Source organism: Streptomyces sp. SAI-135 (assembly GCF_029893805.1).
Taxonomy (GTDB): Bacteria; Actinomycetota; Actinomycetes; order Streptomycetales; family Streptomycetaceae; genus Streptomyces.
The window spans coordinates 7,300,183-7,318,560 of record NZ_JARXYP010000002.1; the positions used below are offsets into that span (position 1 = coordinate 7,300,183).

At 71.6% G+C, this 18,378-nt stretch carries 12 protein-coding genes; 9 read left to right on the plus strand and 3 right to left on the minus strand.

Annotated features, from left to right (window positions below; all coding sequences use genetic code 11):
- Positions 1 to 57: 57 nt before the first annotated feature.
- The 4 genes from M2163_RS37405 to M2163_RS37420 all read left to right on the plus strand — a co-directional run bounded on the left by M2163_RS37405 (position 58) and on the right by M2163_RS37420 (position 5,071).
- A complete protein-coding gene (locus M2163_RS37405; RefSeq protein ID WP_280896200.1) occupies positions 58 to 900 on the plus strand; it encodes a nitrilase-related carbon-nitrogen hydrolase in 843 nt (280 codons plus the stop codon).
- A 31-nt stretch (positions 901 to 931) separates the two neighbouring features.
- Positions 932 to 2,326: a dihydropyrimidinase gene (gene hydA, locus M2163_RS37410; RefSeq protein ID WP_280896201.1), complete on the plus strand. Its 1,395-nt coding sequence runs from the start codon at positions 932 to 934 to the stop codon at positions 2,324 to 2,326.
- Between the two features lie 11 nt (positions 2,327 to 2,337).
- Positions 2,338 to 3,357, plus strand: a complete 1,020-nt coding sequence (locus tag M2163_RS37415; protein WP_280848480.1) for a TIGR03842 family LLM class F420-dependent oxidoreductase — start codon at positions 2,338 to 2,340, stop codon at positions 3,355 to 3,357.
- Between the two features lie 163 nt (positions 3,358 to 3,520).
- The gene (locus M2163_RS37420) at positions 3,521 to 5,071 is read left to right on the plus strand and encodes an NCS1 family nucleobase:cation symporter-1 (RefSeq protein ID WP_280896202.1); all 1,551 of its coding nucleotides are present in this window, start codon (positions 3,521 to 3,523) and stop codon (positions 5,069 to 5,071) included.
- Positions 5,072 to 5,127: 56 nt separating this feature from the next.
- Here the strand turns inward: M2163_RS37420 and M2163_RS37425 are convergent, their stop codons facing one another.
- Both M2163_RS37425 and M2163_RS37430 read right to left on the minus strand, forming a co-directional pair.
- A complete protein-coding gene (locus tag M2163_RS37425; protein ID WP_280896203.1) occupies positions 5,128 to 5,793 on the minus strand; it encodes a hypothetical protein in 666 nt (221 codons plus the stop codon).
- 151 nt (positions 5,794 to 5,944) lie between these two features.
- Positions 5,945 to 6,949, minus strand: a complete 1,005-nt coding sequence (locus M2163_RS37430; RefSeq protein ID WP_280848477.1) for a carboxymuconolactone decarboxylase family protein — start codon at positions 6,947 to 6,949, stop codon at positions 5,945 to 5,947.
- 167 nt (positions 6,950 to 7,116) lie between these two features.
- Between M2163_RS37430 and M2163_RS37435 the strand changes: the two genes are divergently transcribed.
- Together M2163_RS37435 and M2163_RS37440 are read left to right on the plus strand one after the other, a co-directional pair.
- Positions 7,117 to 8,235, plus strand: a complete 1,119-nt coding sequence (locus tag M2163_RS37435; protein WP_280896204.1) for a sensor histidine kinase — start codon at positions 7,117 to 7,119, stop codon at positions 8,233 to 8,235.
- Positions 8,236 to 8,754: 519 nt separating this feature from the next.
- Positions 8,755 to 9,417 carry a response regulator transcription factor gene (locus M2163_RS37440; protein WP_280896205.1) on the plus strand — a complete coding sequence of 221 codons (663 nt, stop codon included), beginning with the start codon at positions 8,755 to 8,757 and terminating at the stop codon, positions 9,415 to 9,417.
- 119 nt (positions 9,418 to 9,536) lie between these two features.
- Here M2163_RS37440 and M2163_RS37445 read toward each other — a convergent pair whose 3' ends face one another.
- Positions 9,537 to 10,595, minus strand: a complete 1,059-nt coding sequence (locus tag M2163_RS37445; RefSeq protein ID WP_280848474.1) for a helix-turn-helix domain-containing protein — start codon at positions 10,593 to 10,595, stop codon at positions 9,537 to 9,539.
- Between the two features lie 256 nt (positions 10,596 to 10,851).
- Here M2163_RS37445 and M2163_RS37450 point away from each other — a divergent pair, with 256 nt between their 5' ends.
- The 3 genes from M2163_RS37450 to M2163_RS37460 all read left to right on the plus strand — a co-directional run bounded on the left by M2163_RS37450 (position 10,852) and on the right by M2163_RS37460 (position 18,363).
- The gene (locus M2163_RS37450; protein WP_280896206.1) at positions 10,852 to 11,334 is read left to right on the plus strand and encodes a hypothetical protein; all 483 of its coding nucleotides are present in this window, start codon (positions 10,852 to 10,854) and stop codon (positions 11,332 to 11,334) included.
- Positions 11,335 to 11,405: 71 nt separating this feature from the next.
- Positions 11,406 to 13,439: a flotillin family protein gene (locus M2163_RS37455; RefSeq protein WP_280848472.1), complete on the plus strand. Its 2,034-nt coding sequence runs from the start codon at positions 11,406 to 11,408 to the stop codon at positions 13,437 to 13,439.
- Between the two features lie 79 nt (positions 13,440 to 13,518).
- Entirely contained in the window at positions 13,519 to 18,363 is a 4,845-nt protein-coding gene (locus M2163_RS37460) for a DNA repair ATPase (RefSeq protein ID WP_280896207.1), read from the plus strand.
- Positions 18,364 to 18,378: the final 15 nt, after the last annotated feature.

Sequence of the window (18,378 nt, forward strand, 5' to 3'; positions counted from 1 at the left end):
CAAAGCCCGCTTTCGGACTTCCTAGCCTTCTCGCACACCGAGCGACCGGAGGTCCCGATGAGCAGAGTGATTCGCGCCGCCCTCTTCCAGACCGCGTGGACGGGCGACAAGGAGTCGATGATCCAGGTGCACGAGCAGGCGGCCCGGGACGCGGCCGCGCAGGGTGCGCAGGTCCTGTGCTTCCAGGAGCTGTTCTACGGGCCGTACTTCTGCCAGGTCCAGGACAAGGCGTTCTACGAGTACGCCGAGCAGATCCCGGACGGCCCGATCGTCCAGCGATTCCAGGCGCTCGCGGAGGAGTTGGGCATCGTCCTCATCCTTCCGATGTACGAGGAGGAGCAGCCCGGCGTCCTCTACAACACCGCCGCGGTGATCGACGCGGACGGCTCGTACCTCGGCAAGTACCGCAAGCACCACATCCCCCAAGTGCCCGGATTCTGGGAGAAGTTCTACTTTCGCCCCGGCAATCTGGGCTGGCCGGTCTTCGACACCAGGGTCGGCAGGATCGGTGTGTACATCTGCTACGACCGCCACTTCCCGGAGGGCTGGCGGGCGCTCGGCCTCGCGGGTGCCGAGCTCGTCTTCAACCCGTCGGCCACCTCACGCGGACTGTCCGCGTACCTCTGGCAGCTGGAGCAGCCGGCTGCGGCGGTCGCCAACGAGTACTTCGTCGGTGCGATCAACCGGGTGGGTGTCGAGGAGCTGGGCGACAACGACTTCTACGGCACGACGTACTTCGTCGACCCGGAGGCCCAGTTCGTCGGCGAGGTGGCCTCGGACAAGGAGACCGAACTGGTCGTCCGCGACCTGGACATGGCCAAGCTGCGGGAGGTGCGGGACCGCTGGCAGTTCTACCGCGACCGCCGTCCGGACGCGTACCCGCCGCTGACCGCACCCTGACCGCACCCACCACCCTGGCAGGAGAGGGAACATGAGCAGCCGAACCGTCATCCGCGGTGGCCTCGTCATCACCGCGTCCGACGAGATCCACGCCGACGTGCTGATCGAGGACGGCCGCATCGCCGCCCTCGCCGTGCCCGGCACCCAGAACTGGACCGCGGACCGCACGATCGACGCCACCGGGAAGTACGTCATCCCCGGTGGCGTCGACGCCCACACCCACATGGAGCTGCCCTTCGGCGGCACCTTCGCCTCCGACACCTTCGAGACCGGCACCCGCGCCGCCGCCTGGGGCGGTACGACCACGATCGTGGACTTCGCGGTGCAGAGCGTCGGGCACTCCCTTCGCGAGGGCCTGGACGCCTGGCACGCCAAGGCCGAGGGCAACTGCGCCATCGACTACGGCTTCCACATGATCGTCTCCGATGTGAACCAGGAGACGCTCAAGGAGATGGACCTGCTGGTGGAGGAAGGGGTCACCTCCTTCAAGCAGTTCATGGCCTACCCCGGCGTCTTCTACTCCGACGACGGCCAGATCCTGCGCGCCATGCAGCGCTCTGCCGAGAACGGCGGCCTGATCATGATGCACGCCGAGAACGGCATCGCGATCGACGTCCTGGTCGAGCAGGCGCTGGCCCGCGGCGAGACCGACCCCCGCTACCACGGCGAGGTGCGCAAGGCGCTCCTGGAGGCCGAGGCCACCCACCGCGCCATCAAGCTCGCGCAGGTCGCGGGCGCCCCGCTCTACGTCGTGCACGTCTCGGCCATGGAGGCAGTGGCCGAGCTGGCACGCGCGCGGGACGAGGGGCTCAACGTTTTCGGCGAGACCTGCCCGCAGTACCTGTTCCTGTCGACGGACAACCTCGCCGAGCCCGGCTTCGAGGGTGCGAAGTACGTGTGCAGCACGCCTTTGCGGCCGCGAGAACACCAGGCCAAGCTGTGGCAGGGGCTGCGGACCAACGACCTCCAGGTCGTCTCCACCGACCACTGCCCCTTCTGCTTCGTGGGCCAGAAGGAACTCGGCCGCGGCGACTTCTCCAAGATCCCCAACGGTCTCCCCGGCGTCGAGAACCGCATGGACCTGCTCCACCAGGCCGTCGTCGAGGGGCACATCACCCGCCGCCGCTGGATCGAGATCGCCTGCGCCACCCCGGCCCGGATGTTCGGCATGTACCCGAAGAAGGGCACCATCGCCCCGGGCGCCGACGCCGACGTCGTCATCTACGACCCGCACGCCGAGCAGATCGTCTCCGCCGAGACCCACCACATGAACGTCGACTACTCGGCGTACGAGGGCAAGCGCCTCACCGGCCGGGTCGAGACGGTCCTCTCGCGCGGCGAACCCGTCATCACCGAGCGGGAGTACACCGGACGCGCCGGGCACGGCACGTACACCCCGCGCTCCACCTGTCAGTACCTCAACTAGGAGTGGCGCCCATGGACTTCGGACTCGTCCTGCAGACGGATCCGCCCGCCTCCAAGGTCATCAGCCTGATGAAGCGGGCCGAACGCAACGGCTTCACCTACGGATGGACCTTCGACTCCGCCGTGCTCTGGCAGGAGCCGTTCGTGATCTACAGCCAGATCCTCGCGAACACCTCGAAGCTGAAGGTCGGCCCGATGGTCACCAACCCGGGCACCCGCACCTGGGAGGTCACCGCCTCCACCTTCGCCACCCTCAACGACATGTTCGGCAACCGCACGGTCTGCGGCATCGGCCGCGGCGACTCCGCGATGCGCGTCGCGGGGCGCACCCCCAACACCCTGGCCCGCATCAGCCAGGCCATGAAGGTCATCAGGGCGCTCGGCTCGGGCCAGGAGGCCGACCTCGGCGGCACGGTGGTCAGGTTCCCGTGGATCAAGGAGGGCGCCGAACTCCCCGTATGGATGGCGGCGTACGGCCCCAAGGCGCTGAAGATGACCGGTGAGGAGGCCGACGGGTTCATCCTCCAGCTGGCCGACCTGTACCTGACCGAGTACATGGTGAAGGCCGTCAAGGACGCGGCCGAGGCCGCCGGCCGGGATCCGGCGGACGTGAAGATCTGCGTGGCCGCCCCCGCCTACGTCACCGAGGACGACTCGCCCGAGGCGCTCGCCCACGCGCGCGAGCAGTGCCGCTGGTTCGGCGGGATGGTCGGCAACCACGTGGCCGACCTGGTCTCCAAGTACGGCTCCGGTGGCGGGCTCGTCCCCCAGGAGCTCACCGACTACATCAAGGCGCGTGAGGGGTACGACTACTCGCACCACGGGCGGGCCGACAACCCCGACACCGCGTTCGTGCCCGACGAGATCGTCGACCGGTTCTGCGTCATCGGACCGGTCGACAAGCACATCGAGAAGCTGAACGCGCTGCGCGAGCTGGGCGTCGACCAGTTCGCCGTCTACGACATGCACGACGCCCAGGAAGCGACCATCGACGCGTACGGCTCCGACGTCATCCCCGCCGTCAGCTCCTGATCCGGATCACCCCACCGCTCGACCGACCCCCCACTCCTTGTCCCCCCTTCCCGCCGTCCCGGGGAGGGGTGGCGGGGCCGGGAGAGGCCTCCCCGCCCGTCCCGGCCCCGCCCGAGGCCCCCGCACGGCCCATCCCGTCCCGTCCTGATCGATTGGCCTGCCCATGACCGAAACACTCCCCCCGGGGTCCCCGATACCGCAGTCCTCCGGCGGCCGCGTCGAGCTCGCCCCCGAGGCGTTCCCCGCCGACAGCCCCTTCGCCAACGAGGACCTGCGTCCCGTACCGGTCTCCGAGCGCAAGTGGACGACGTACAACTTCGCGGCCCTGTGGATCTCCATGGCGCACTGCATCCCCAGCTGGACGCTGGCCTCCGGCCTCGTCGCGCTCGGCATGGACTGGAAGCAGGCCGTCTTCACGATCGCCCTGGCCAACGTCATCGTGCTGCTGCCGATGCTGGCCACCGGGCACGCCGGGCCCAAGTACGGCATCCCCTTCCCGGTCCTCGCCCGGGCCTCCTTCGGGCTGCGCGGCGCCAACATCCCGGCGCTGATCCGGGCGGCCGTGGCCTGCGGCTGGTTCGGCATCCAGACCTGGATCGGCGGCAGCGGCATCTTCGCGCTGGGCTCCAAGCTCACCGGCGGCCACTGGGAGGACGCGGGCAAGATCGCGGGCAACCCCTGGCCGCTGTGGCTCTGCTTCCTGCTGTTCTGGGCGCTCCAGATCGCGATCATCTACCGTGGTATGGACTTCCTGCGGCACTTCGAGAACTGGGCCGCACCCTTCGTGATCGTCGGCGCACTCGTCCTGCTGGTCTGGATCGCGGTCAAGGCGGACGGCTTCGGCGCGCTGCTCGACCAGCCGTCCAAGCTCGGCTGGGGCGCCGACTTCTGGCCGGTCTTCTTCCCGTCCCTCATGGGCATGATCGGCTTCTGGGCCACTCTGTCCCTGAACATCCCGGACTTCACCCGGTTCGGCGCCAGCCAGAAGGCGCAGACCTGGGGCCAGTCCCTGGGGCTGCCCACGACGATGACCCTCTTCGCGGTCCTCGCCGTGCTGGTCACCTCCGGCTCCGAGGTCGTGTACGGCGAGGCCATCTGGGACCCGGTCGCACTGGCCGCCAAGACGGACAACGCCTTCGGTCTGCTCTTCGCGCTGATCGTGGTGCTGGTCGCCACCATCTCCGTGAACATCGCGGCCAACGTGGTCTCACCGGCGTACGACCTGGCGAACCTGGCCCCCAAGCTCATCAACTTCCGTACGGGCGCGCTGATCACGGGTGTCGTCGGCATCCTGATCTTCCCGTGGAAGCTGATCTCCACGCCGGAGTTCTACATCTTCACCTGGCTCGGCGTGGTCGGCGGTCTGCTCGGCACGGTCGCGGGCATCCTCATCGCCGACTACTGGATCGTCCGGCGCACGGTCCTGCACCTCGCGGACCTCTACACGCCCGGCGGGCGCTACTGGTACGTGAACGGCTGGAACTGGCGGGCGATCGTCGCCTTCGTCGTCGGCGGACTGCTCGCGGTCGGCGGCTCGTACTCGGGGGTGGGTGCGGACGGCAAGAAGACCGGGCCGTTCCCGACCGACGGACTGATCCCGTTCCTCAAGCCACTGGCCGACTACGGCTGGGCGGTGGGACTCGGCGCCTCCCTGCTGCTGTACATCGCGCTGATGCTGCCCAGGGGCAGGGAGCAGGAGGGCATCGCGGCCTGACGGCCCGCTTCACGCGCGCGTGGAGGGCGGTCGGGGTCCGGGCCGGTTCCGCCGGCTCAGGCCTTCTGGCCGCTCTCCAGCGCCGTCACCGCCTCCTTGGCGGCCTTGATGGCGCCCTTGTTGATCTCGTCCGTGCTGGGCGCCTTCTTCGACTCGAAGTCGCTGCCGTTGTACGTCACGGTCACCAGCGCGTTGGACGCCTGGATCATGACCACGCCCTCGCGGGTCTGCTGCTTGTCCTCGGTGGTGAGGTTCACCACCGAGTACCCCGCGTCGCCGACCCCGGGCACGGTCCCGCCGCCGCTCTTCTCGGCGACGTTCTCCTTGAACGACTTGGCGGCCGCCGCGTCGGACGCCGTGATCTCGAAGGACACGTCGAGCCAGCGGTAGTCGAACCCCTTGAGCGCGTTCCAGGAGCAGGTCCGGCGCAGGGCCGCGTCCGTCGAGGGGATCTCCTTGCCGGCCGTCTTGGCGCCCGGCACCAGCGACTTGATCGTCGCCGCGCCGATGCTGCCGCAGGGTGCGGGCGCGGCGGCGTACCGCTTAGTGGCGGCCGCCGTGGACGCGCCCGAGGGGGTCTCGTCGGCGGACTGCGGCGCCGACTCCTTCTGGGGGGCCGGCGTCGTGGCCGGGCCCGACGTCAGCGCCCAGCCCGCCGCGGCGAGGACGACGACGGGCGAGATGCGCGCGGTGAGCGCGAGCGGCAGGGAAAGAGTTCGCACGGCGCACTTTTCGTGGGGGACGGACGGTGCGGACGAGTCCGCACTGCGGACGGGACGCCAGTTTCACATGTCTGCCTGTGGGGTGGAAGTGTGAACTCGCTCCGTACCGGGGCCGTCACTGTGCCCCGCCGTCGATGCGTCATGTGTCCGTTTATGTCCGCGCGATGGGGCGGTGCAGGGCCGATTCGACGCGGTCCACGGCCAGGAACGCCCCGTAGGCCACGAGGTGCACCAGACAGTGGTCGCTGTGCTCCGGCCGCCGCCAGGCCGCCACGTCCGCGTCGGTGATCCGGTACGGCGCGAGCGCGGCCAGCAGCACCAGACGCGCACCGGGGCGCTCCCGCCGGTCCGGGAAACCGCTCAGGTCGAGCGGCGGGTGCGACCCGTCCCAGTCCAGCAGTGTCTCCTCCACGAGGTCCTGGTCGTCGGTGCCGAGGAGGCCGGCGCCCGCCATGGCCGCCCGCAGCAGCGCCGCGTAGGCGAGTCCGACGGGCTCACCGTCCGCCCACGCGGGAGCCTCGCCGGGGTCGGGCAGGTCGAGCAGGTCGAGGGACGCGCCCGGCCGGGCCGGTCGGCGTACGGTCCGGGCGAGCGTACGGCCCGCCAGGCTGCGGACGGCCCTGAAGCGCTGGGCGTTGCCCGGCAACAGGTTCTCGGTGAGCAGGGCGGACACGATCCGGTTGATGAAGTGGAAGGCGAACGCCGTGCCGAGGTAGCCGGGGGCGTGGTCGCGCGGGAACGGGTACGGGGACGCGCCGAGGCCGCCCGGCACACGGGTGTGCCTGCCCCAGTCCAGTACGCGCGCGTGCTCCTCGTTCCGTGGCCGCTCTCCCCGGGCGACGCGTTCGGCCAGCGCGTGGTCGCCGGTGGCGTGCAGCAGCATGGTGTGCGCGTCCACGCAGAACGGGCACCGGTTGGCCAGGGACACCCCGAGCGCGGCCAGCTCCTTGCCGGTGCGGCTGCCGGGGCCGGCGATCAGCGACTCGCGCATCAGCGCCCACGCGGGGGCGAGGAGCTCCGGCGCGGAGGAGAGGACCACGAAGGTGGCGGGTTCGTCGATGCCGAAGTCCCGGGACAACTGCTCGTAGACCTCGGCGGTGCGGCCGGTGGCGGCCTTGGGCGACGGGGGCCGGGTGTGACGGAAGGTTGTGGACATGCACAGCAGCGTGCGCCTCCGGCCCGGGCCCGGTCGTCGTACGGCCGAAGGGAGTTGGCGCTGCGTCCGGGAGCGCGGGCCGGGCCGGCGACTACTACGGGGGGAGTAGCGCGGGAGTTGTCCACAGGGCTGACGCCGGTGTCGGTGCGGCGGTCTAGCGTGTGGTCATGAGCGGGCACTCGGCCGGTACGGCCATCTCCCAGCGGCTCGCCGACCTGGCCCTCGCGGTCGTGGTCGGCGCCCTTGCCGTGGTCGTGGCGGCTCAGGACGCGGACACCACCGCCCTGGACCAGGGGCTCCTCGTGGTGGGTGCGGCCGCTCTCGCCTTCTTTCGCGCGGTCCCGCTGGTGGTGCTGGCCGTGGCCACGGTGAGCGGGGCCGCGTACGTCCTGCACGCCCAGCCGGGCCCCCTCGGGGCGCTGACCGTGTTCGCGGCCGTGCACCTGGCGTCGCAACTGGGGCACCGGGGCTGGGCGGCGGGCGCGAGCGGGATCTTCCTGGCGGCCTACGCGGCGACGGGTCCGACGGCCCAGGAGGCGGTGGAGAGGACCGGGCTGCTCGCCGGCTGGTTCGTGTGCGCGGTGGTGACGGGGCTCGCGGGCCGCAACTGGCAGGCCTATCTGCGCCAGACCGAACAGCGGGCCCTGGAGGCCGAGCGGACCCGGGAGGAGGCCGCGCTGCGCCGGGCCGGTGAGGAACGCCTGCGCATAGCAAGGGAGTTGCACGACTCCCTCACCCACAGCATCTCCATCGTCAAGCTCCAGGCGGGGGTGGCGGTCCACCTCGCGCGCAAGCGGGGCGAGGAGGTGCCGCCCGCCCTGCTCGCCATCCAGGAGGCGGGTGGCGAGGCCATGCGCGAGCTGCGCGCCACGCTGGAGGTCCTGCGCACCGACGAGCCGACGGGCACTCCGGCGTTGCTCGTGGAGCGGGCGCGGGCCGCCGGGCTCGCCGTCGAGCTGAAGGTGACGGGCGAGGAGTGCGCCCTGCCGGCTCCTCTCGACCGGGCCGTGTACCGGATCGTCCAGGAGTCCCTGACGAACGCGGCCCGCCACGCGGGTCCGGCCAAGGTCCGGGTCGAACTGGCCTACGGCAAGGACGACTTGGCGATACGGGTGGACGACGACGGAGCCGCCCGCCCGGACCGCCCGCCCCGCCCCGGCCACGGCCTCACCGGCATGCGCGAACGCGTCACGGCCCTGGGCGGCACCCTGCACACCGGTCCCCGGGAGGAGGGCGGCTTTACGGTACGGGCGGAACTGCCCCTGGGGGTGGGGGAGTCGGTCTGAGTGGGGGTCGTGGATCACGGGTGGGTGTTCGGGAGAGCGGCCGCGAGGGCGGGACGGTGTCCCCGGTGGGGGCGGCAGGTCCGCGGGGCGGCCACGTGCTTGTGGTGGGAGCGGGACCGGCCACTGAGGCGGGGACGAGATCGCAGGTGTGCGGGGGATTTCGGAGGTGAGGGACCGGCGCGTTCGCACGGCGTGTGCGGGAGTGGCGGCCCGTGCGCCAACCGAGGTCCCGGCGGGGTGGGCAGCCGGGCGGGGGGCTTTCCCGGTAGGGCCCGCGTCGGCTTTGGGGGTGTCGGTCCGGGGCGGCTTCGGTCGGCCGGGCACGGTGCGGGTCCGGGGACGGCGACGGCGACCGAGGTGCGAGCGTCGCCCTGGCGTGCGTCTGCCCACGGGGCAGCGTCCCGGGGTGCGGTGGGCCAGGTGTTCGAGCGTGACGGCTGTCCAGAGGCCGCGTGCCGGTCTCGGGGAGTCGGTGTGTGGGGCGGAGAGCGGTCCTGTCGGGTGTGTGGAGGTGTGGGTGTGATCAGGGTGGCGCTCGTCGACGACCAGGCGTTGATGCGGGCCGGGTTCCGGGCCCTGCTCGAGGCCGAGGACGGTGTCGAGGTGGTCGGGGAGGCGGCGGACGGGGAGTGCGGTGTGGAGCTGGTGCGGGAACAGGTGCCCGACATCGCGCTGATCGACGTGCAGATGCCGGTGATGACGGGCATCGAGGCGACCCGGCGGATCGCCGCGGACCCGGAGCTCGCGGGGGTCCGCGTGGTGATCCTCACCAACTACGGCCTCGACGAGTACGTCTTCGAGGCGCTGCGGGCGGGCGCGAGCGGCTTCCTGCTGAAGGACACCGAGCCGGCCGACCTCCTCCAGGCCATCGAGGTGGTGGCCCGGGGCGAGGCACTGCTGTCGCCCGCGGTCACCCGCACCCTGATCGGCGAGTTCGTCGCACGCCCCCCGGACCGCTCCACCGCCCCCGGTCTGGAGTGCCTCACCCGCCGCGAACGCGAGGTCACCGCCCTGGCCGCCCGGGGTCTGAGCAACGAGGAGATCGCCGAGCACATGGTGATCAGCCCGCTCACCGCCAAGACGCACATCAGCCGCGCGATGACGAAGCTGGGCGCGCGGGACCGGGCCCAACTGGTCGTGTTCGCCTATGAGTCGGGGCTGGTGACGGCACGGAGCGCCTGACGGCCGCACGCCCCTGCGCAGGACCCCCGTTGCGGCTGCCGATGCGCGAGGAGATCCCCGGCCCGCCTGGGGGGGCCTCCGATCGGAAGGGGCCGAAGCCCCGTCGGCCGGGAACCGCGTCAGATGGCTTCGTGGGGCCAGCCGAGCAGCCGGGCGCCGATCACCGCCGTCTGGAGCATGTAGCGGTGGGCGGGGTCGGCAGGGTCGGCGCCGGTGAGTTTGTGAATGCGTTCCAGACGGTAGGTCAGGGCCCGCACGCTGAGGGTGAGGCGCCGCGCGGCCTCGGCGGCGACGCAGCCGGAGTCGAAGTACGCGGTGAGGGTGTCGAGGAGCGGCTGTGCGCCACCGCGGGCCGTGGTGAGCGGTCCCAGTGTGTCGACGACGAGGTCCGCCATGGCTTGGCGGTCGCGGGTCAGGACGGGGTAGACGAGCAGGTCGGCGGCGCGCAGCACGGGCTCGTCGAGGTCGAGGCGTTCGGCCAGTTCGAGCGCGTTGAGCGCCTCCTCGTAGGACTGGACGACACCCCCGGGTCCGGGCTGGGGGCGGCCGATGGCGACCCTGCCGCCGTCGGTGGCGGCGTGCGCCTGCTTGGCGAAATAGGTGAGGACCTCGTTCTGGTGGCCGGGGGCGATGCACAGCAGACGGCCGTCCTTGGTGGTGAGCAGTACATTGCGATCGCCGAAGCGGGAGATGAGCGCGCGCTCCACCTGCCGGGCCACCGGGTCGCCCTCGTCGTAGGCGGCGCTGCCCTGCCCGACGGCGACGGCGTGGGCGTGGGAGAGGCGCAGGCCGAAGCGTTCGGCACGCTCGGCGAGGCGGCCGAGGTCACTGCGGCCGTAGAGGAGGTCGTCGATGAACTCCCGGCGGGCGGCCTCTTCCTGGCGTACGGCGAGCAGCTGGGCGCGTTCGTACCCCTCGGCGAAGGCGTCGACGACCTGCTGCACGGCGGCGAGCGCCTCGTCGGCGGAGCCGGGGGTGCCGGGCCAGGCCGTGCGGGCGGCGGTCAGGTGTGCGCTGATCAGGGCGCGCAGTCCGTGGCCTGCTTCCGCGGCCTGTTCCCCCAGCGTGCGGCGGGAGACGATCTCGTCCCGGGTCAGGCGCCGGCCGGTGGCGGACACCTCGGCGAGGATGCGGTCGTAGCCGTCGAGATACTGCTCCGGAATCTCCCGGTCCGTCACGTCGTCCCCCGGATTCTTGACGTGCCGGTAACGGTTTCTTGGCGGTCACCGGCATGCAGACCCTAATGAACACTGCCGGGAACCGGCAATGCGCGCCCGGCACCCGCCGGTGCAGCATGGTTCGCGGGGAGCACGGCGGATGATTCCGGTGCCGGGCCCCGGCAGGGGCCCGGCACCGGAATCCGGACGGAACGTGCCCGGCGGAACGCGAGTTCCGTGCACCGCGTGCGAAGAGGGGGACCGGGGGATGCGGACCATGTTGGCAGCGGCTACGGGCCTGCCCACGATCCTGTTGACCGCCGCCCTCGTCGTGGTCGTCTGCTTCTGGCTCCTGGTCGCCGTGGGCGTCGCCGGCCCCGACAGTTTCGACACGGACGTGGACCTGCGGGCGTGGCGCATGGGCGGGGTGCCCGTGGCGGTCGCCCTCTCCGTGCTGACGGTGCTCGCCTGGTCCTTGAGTGTCGGCGCGGCGGTCGTGATCGCCGTGACGGCGCCCCCCGAGCCGTTCACCGGGCTGCTCGGCATGGTCGTACCCGTGGGGGCACTGCTGGTCGCCTGGGCCACGACCCGTCTGCTCGTGCGGCTGTTGCACCGACTCTTCCCGGACGAACCCGCGCCGCCCGTACCGAGTGCGGCTCGCGGGAGCGGTGGCCCGGAGCCACGAGGCGCCGGGAGCCGCGATCTCCACCGGGGCGTGCCCCCTGTCGCCGTGCGCCGGCCGCGGGACCGCGCCGCCTGAGTCCCGGCGCCGCCGGGGCCCGTCACCGGCCTTCCTCACGCTCACTTCCCTTACGCCCCAAGGACGTTGCCATGGTTGCCATGTTCGTGGGCATCGGCGCGCTCGTCGCCGTCTGCCTCGTTGCCGTACTCGTCGTCTCCCAGCTGTTCCGCAAGGTGGAGCAGGGCAAGGCGCTGATCGTGTCCAAGCTGCGGAAGGTCGACGTGACCTTCACCGGACAGGTCGTGCTGCCGGTGCTGCACAAGGCCGAGGTGATGGACATCTCGGTGAAGACCATCGAGATCACCCGGGCCGGCAAGGACGGTCTGATCTGCCGGGACAACATCCGCGCGGACATCCGGATCTCGTTCTTCGTGAAGGTCAACAAGACGGCCGAGGACGTGGTCAAGGTCGCCCAGGCCGTCGGCACCGCTCGGGCCAGCGACCGGGACACGCTGCAGGAACTGTTCCACGCGAAGTTCTCCGAGGCACTGAAGACCGTCGGCAAGCAGCTGGACTTCACCGACCTGTACACCAAGCGTGAGGAGCTCAGGTACCGGATCATCGAGGTCATCGGCGTCGACCTCAACGGCTACCACCTCGAGGACGCGGCGATCGACTACCTGGAGCAGACGCCGCTCACCCAGCTCGACCCGGCCAACGTCCTGGACGCGCAGGGCATCCGGAAGATCACGGAGCTGACGGCCGTCGAGCACGTGCGCACCAACGAGGCCCAGCGCACCGAGGAGAAGGAGATCACCCGGCAGAACGTCGACGCCCGTGAGGCCATCCTGGAGCTGGAGCGCCGCCAGGCCGACGCCGAGATCAAGCAGCGGCGGGAGATCGGCACCGTACGGGCACGGGAGGAGGCGGAGACCGCGCGGGTGGTGGAGGAAGAGCGGCTGCGGTCCCAGGGCGCGTTCCTGAGGACCGAGGAACAGCTCGGCATCCAGCGCGAGAACCAGGCCCGCGAGGTCGCCGTGGCCGCGAAGAACCGCGAACGGGTCATCGCCATCGAGAACGAGCGCATCGAGAAGGACCGGATGCTCGAAGTCATCGCCCGGGAGCGGGAGACCGAGCTGACCCGGATCGCCGCCTCCAAGGAGGTCGAGGCGGAGAAGCGGGAGATCGCCGAGGTCATCAGGGAACGGGTCGCGGTGGACCGTACGGTCGCCGAGCAGGAGGAGTCCATCAAGAAACTGCGCGCCGTCGAGGAGGCCGAGCGCGGCCGGCGGACGGTGGTCATCGCCGCCGAGGCCGCGGCGCAGGAAAAGCTGGTCAAGGACATCAAGGCCGCCGAGGCCGCCGAGCAGGCCGCCGTCCACCGCGCCGCCGAGGAACTCACCCTCGCCGAGGCCCGGTTGAAGAGCGCCGACCTCGACGCACGGGCCAAGCTGCGTCTGGCCGAGGGCATCCAGGCCGAGACCGCCGCCGAGGGCCTCGCGTCCGTGCAGGTGCGGGACAGGGAAGCCGAGGTCATCGAGAAGACCGGCCGTGCGGAGGCCGAGGCCACTCAGGCGCGGATGCGGGCCGAGGCCGAAGGCGCCCGGGCGAAGGTGCTCGCGGAGGCGGAGGGCATCAGCGAGAAGCTCAAGGCCGAGGCAGCCGGTCTTACCGAGAAGGCCGCCGCGATGGCCGCCCTCGACGACGCGTCCCGTGGCCACGAGGAGTACCGGCTGCGCCTGGAGGCCGAGAAGGACATCCGCCTCGCGGGGCTGGACGTCCAGCGCCAGGTGGCCGAGGCGCAGGCAACGGTGCTGGCCACCGGGCTGGAGAACGCCGACATCGACATCGTCGGCGGGGACTCGGTCTTCTTCGACCGGCTGATGTCCTCGATCGCGCTGGGCAAGAGCGTCGACGGTTTCGTCCAGCACTCCGAAACCGCCCAGGCGCTCGCGAGGCCCTGGCTGGACGGTACGTCGGACTTCACCGACGACCTCAGCCGCGTCCTCGGGTCCGTCTCCACGGCCGACGTGCAGAACCTGACCGTCTCCGCCCTGTTGATGAAACTCATGAACAACGGCGGCGCGAACGCCGGGCAGTTCCGGCAACTCCTGGACAGGGCAGGCGAGCTGGGCCTCGCCGACACCTCGCTGACCGCCCTGAACGGCAGCGCCAGGGGCTGACCGGCCCGCGGTCCGGAGCTGCCGCACAGGGGACGGCAGCTCCGGACCGCGTTCGATCCGACGTTCGGAAAGGGATCCCATGACCACCGGTCTGGACACCGGCACGTACGACGTGCTGCGCGACCGGCTCTCCGCGCAGGCCGCCGAGCTCGCCCGCCGCGTCGAGGCGCTCAACGAGCGCCGCATGGAGGAGTTCGGGTCGACACGGCTCCAGCTGGCCGGCACCGAGCGGCTGCGCACCGAGCACTCCTGCGTGCCCCGCGACATCGTCGCCATCGGCGACACACTGCTGTTCGGCCACACCATCCCCCTGGCTACCGAGCCCGGGTCGGCCGTCGGCGACGTCCTCGCGCTGTACGACCGTGACCTGCACCGGCTGCCCGACGACGCCGTGCCCGGCCTGCTCGACGACCCGGCCTTCCAGCGTGAGTTCGCCGCCCTCCACCGCTACTACCGCCAGGCCCGCCTGCTGCGACTGCGCCGCCTCGAAGGCAAGCTGCTGGCCGTCTTCCGGACCGGCGAGAAGGCCGACGACATCCGCGTGCTGCGCTGGGCGCTCACCGACGACGGACGGGCCGGCTTCCTCGACGCCCGCGGCGAACGCGACCACGTCCTCCCGCCGTCCCACGACTTCCCGTGGACGCGGACCACCCGGGAACACCACGTCCTCGGCCGCCACCCCCATGTCTCCATCGAGGGCGAGGTCTTCGTCGACACCGTCGGCGGCACCCTGACCGTCAAGATCGACAACAACACCGAGACGGGCGAGGGCATCCATGCCGAGCCGGTCGCCGAGCCGCTTCAGTCCCTTGCCGACGCGGACATCAGGTACGCGCGCGTGGGGGCCCTCGTCCTGATGGACGTGCTGCCCTACAAGGAGGACGTGCACCGCTGCCTGGTGTTCAACACGCTCACGAAGAGCGTCGTCCGCCTCGACGGTCCGGGGCAGGCGTGCCGGCGGCTTCCCGAGGACCAGGGCATCGTCTTCCCCGGCGGATACTGCCTGGCCACGGGCGAGCACCGGACGTTCGACGGGCTCGACACCGAGGGACTGGAATGCGAACGGGTGGTCCGCTCACCCAACGGCGAGGACGTCCTCTACGCCTTCCACGCACGCGTGGACGGCCGCAGCCTGCTGCTGCCCTACAACACGATCCGCAAGGAGGTCGCCACCCCGCTGTCCTGCCAGGGCTGGGCCCTCTTCGACGACGGCACGCTGATGATCCTGCGCGCCGACGACGACGAACCGCAGCGGCTGCACCCCGTCCAGTCGTGGAACTCCCCGTACGTCTCGGACACCCACGCCGCCACCAGACCGACGGCCGGCCCGCTCGCCCGGGTCGGCAACGCCGACCTCGTCCGCGGCATCTCCGACTGCCTCTCCATCACGCGCGCGGTCGCCGTGACCACCCCCACCAGCGAGGTGTACGAGGCTCTGGCCGCCGCCTGCGTCCGGGCCACCGACGCCCACCACTGGCTGAGCGAGCCCGCACTCGGTGACCTGCACGAGCCGCTCACCCAGGTGCGCGCCACGGCCGAGCAGGTGCTGTCCGAGTTCGAGACCGTCCAGACCCTCACCCGTCAGGCCGCCGACGCGCTGGCCGAAGCCGCCGCACGGGTGGCGGCGGTGGTCCGGCGCCTGCGCGGCGAGGCCCCGCGCGGCGCGGCCGCCTGGGTGCGGGGTCTGACGGAACTCCGTCGCGCACAAGGGCATGTGCTCACCCTCAAGGACCAGCCGTACGCCGACACCGACCGCATCGACGAGCTCGCCGCCGACGCCGGCGCGGACCTGGCCGCCTTCGGGCAGCGGGCCGTCGCCCACCTCGCCCGCGAGGACGCCTTCGCCGACCACCGGAGCAAGGTCGGGCAACTCGCCGCCGACGCCGAAGCGATCACCACCGCCGCCGAGGCCGCGCCCGTCGCAGCCCGGCTCGACGACCTCGCCGACGGTCTGCGCACCGTGACCGAGGTCGTCGCCGGCCTCGACATCGGTGACACCACCGTCCGTACGTCCGTCCTGGAGCGGATCGCGGAGATCCTCGGCGGCGTCAACCGCGCCCGCGCCACCCTCGACGGACGCCGCCGCACGCTTCGCGACCGAGAGGGGCGGGACGAGTTCGCCGCCGAGTTCGCGCTGCTCGGCCAGGCCGTGACCGGTGCGCTCGCCGCCGCCGACAGACCCGAGGCGTGCGACGAGCAACTCGCCCTCCTGCTGGTGCAGATGGAGAACCTGGAGTCCCGGTTCGCCGAGTTCGACGACTTCCTAGGCCGGCTGGCGGACCGACGCGACGAGGTCCACGAGGCGTTCTCCGCCCGCAAGCAGACCCTCGCCGACGCCCGCGCCCGCCGCGCCGAGCGCCTGGCCGACTCGGCGGGGCGTGTCCTGCGCACCGTCGTCCGCCGAGCCGGCACGCTCGCCGACGCGGACGCGATCGCGACGTACTTCACCTCCGACCCGATGGCCGCCAAGGTCCGCCGCCTCACCGACGAACTGCGCGAACTCGGTGACGGGGTCAGGGCCGAGGAACTGGACGGCCGGCTGCAGGCCGCCCGCCAGGAGGCGTTGCGCGCCCTGCGCGACCGCACCGACCTCTACGCCGACGACGGCCGCACCCTCCTCCTGGGCAGCCACCGCTTCGCCGTCACCACCCAGCCCCTCGACCTCGCCCTCGTCCCGGACGGCGACACCCTCGCCTTCGCGCTCACCGGCACCGACTACCGCTCGCCCGTCACGGACCCCCGGTTCGCCGCCACCCGGCCTTACTGGGACCGCCCCCTGCCGTCCGAGTCGCCCGAGGTCTACCGCGCCGAGCACCTCGCCGCCCGGCTGCTGGACGAACACGGGCCGGACGTGCTCGCGCAGGCCGATCTGCCCGCCGTCGTCCGGGAGGCGGCACAGGCGGCGTACGACGAGGGCTACCAGCGCGGTGTCCACGACCACGACGCGGCCTCGATCCTCGCCGCGCTGCTGCACCTGCACGAGGACGCCGGTCTGCTCCGTCACGAGCCCGCCGCACGAGCCGCCGCCCAACTCTTCTGGGCGCACGGCACGACGGCCGAGGAGCGCGACGGCTGGACCCGGCGGGCCGTGTCTCTGGCGCGCGCCCGGGACACCTTCGGGTTCGCGCCCGCCCTCGACGACCTGCGGGCCGAACTGGCGGCGGTCATCGGCACATCCGCGGCGGCCGCCTATCTCGTCGAGGAGCTGACGAGCGGCCCCGACGGCTTCGTCATCAGCGCCGGCACCCGCACACTGCTCGACAAGTTCCGCCGCACGGTGGGCACATCGCCCTACGACGACGACCTCGCCGTCCTCCCCGAACTGCCCGCACGCAGACAGCTGGTGGAGACATGGCTGTCGTCGTACACCACCGCGACCGGCACCGGGACGACCCCTGGCGACCTGGCCGAGGCGGTCGCCGCCGAGCTCTGCCCTGACCTGCCCCGCTACGAGTGCGACGCGCCACTGACCCGGCGCGTCGAGGGCCTGCTGGGTGCCCACCCGCGCATCGAGGCAGGCGGCCTCACCGTCCGTGTCGACGAACTCCTGGCCCGGACACGGCAGTTCCGCGCCCAGGAGGTGCCGGCCCACCGCGCCTACCAACGGCACCGTGCGGCGTTGACGACCGCCGAACGCGACCGCCTCCGCCTGGAGGAGTACCGGCCGGCGGCGATGTCCGGGTTCGTGCGCAGCAAGCTGATCGACGAGGTGTACCTGCCGCTGATCGGCGACAGCCTCGCCAAGCAGCTCGGCACCACGGGCACGTCCAGGCGCACCGACGGCGGCGGCCTGCTTCTGCTCATCTCCCCGCCGGGGTACGGCAAGACGACGCTGATCGAGTATGTCGCCGACCGGCTCGGTCTGCTGCTCGTGAAGATCGACGGTCCCGCCCTCGGCCACGCCGTCACCTCCCTCGATCCTGCCGAGGCCCCGAACGCGACGGCCCGCCGAGAGGTCGAGAAGATCAACTTCGCCCTGGAGGCGGGCAACAACACACTGCTGTACCTGGACGACATCCAGCACACCTCGCCCGAGCTGCTGCAGAAGTTCATCCCGTTGTGCGACGCCACCCGCCGCATCGAGGGCGTACGGGACGGCGAGCCGCGCACCCACGACCTGCGCGGCAAGCGCTTCGCCGTCTGCATGGCGGGCAACCCCTACACCGAGTCCGGCACCCGCTTCCGCATTCCCGACATGCTCGCCAACCGCGCCGACGTATGGAACCTCGGCGATGTCCTGACCGGCAAGGAGGACGCCTTCGCGCTCAGCTTCGTCGAGAACGCGCTCACCGCCAACCCGACCCTCGCCCCGCTCGCCGGCCGCGACCGGGCGGACCTCGGTCTGCTCATCCGCCTGGCCGAGGGCGACCCGACGGCCCGTGCGGAGCGCCCGGCCCACCCGTACACATCCGTCGAGCTGGAGCGGATCCTGGCCGTACTGCGGCACCTGCTGACAGCCCGCGAAACAGTGCTCGCGGTCAACGCCGCCTACATCGCCTCCGCCGCCCGGACCGACGCGACCCGCACCGAGCCGCCCTTCCGGCTCCAGGGCTCCTACCGCAACATGAACAAGATCGCCCAGCGCATCCGGCAGGTCATGAACGACACCGAGCTGTCCGCTCTGGTCGGCGACCACTACACCGCTGAGGCCCAGACCCTCGCCACCGGCGCCGAGTCCAACCTGCTGAAACTGGCCGAGCTGCGCGGCCGGCTCACGGGTGAACAGGCAGCACGCTGGGCCGAGTTGAAGGCGGCATACGTCCGCACCCGAGCCGTGGGCGGTCCCGACGACGATCCCCTCACCCGAGCGGTGGCCACGCTCGGTCTGCTCGCCGACCGGATCGCCGCCGTCGAGACGGCGATCGACCGCGCAACCGCCCCCCGGCACGCGGCCCGCCCCGGCACGGGCCACGGAGAGCACTGAAGTGCCGCGGGTACG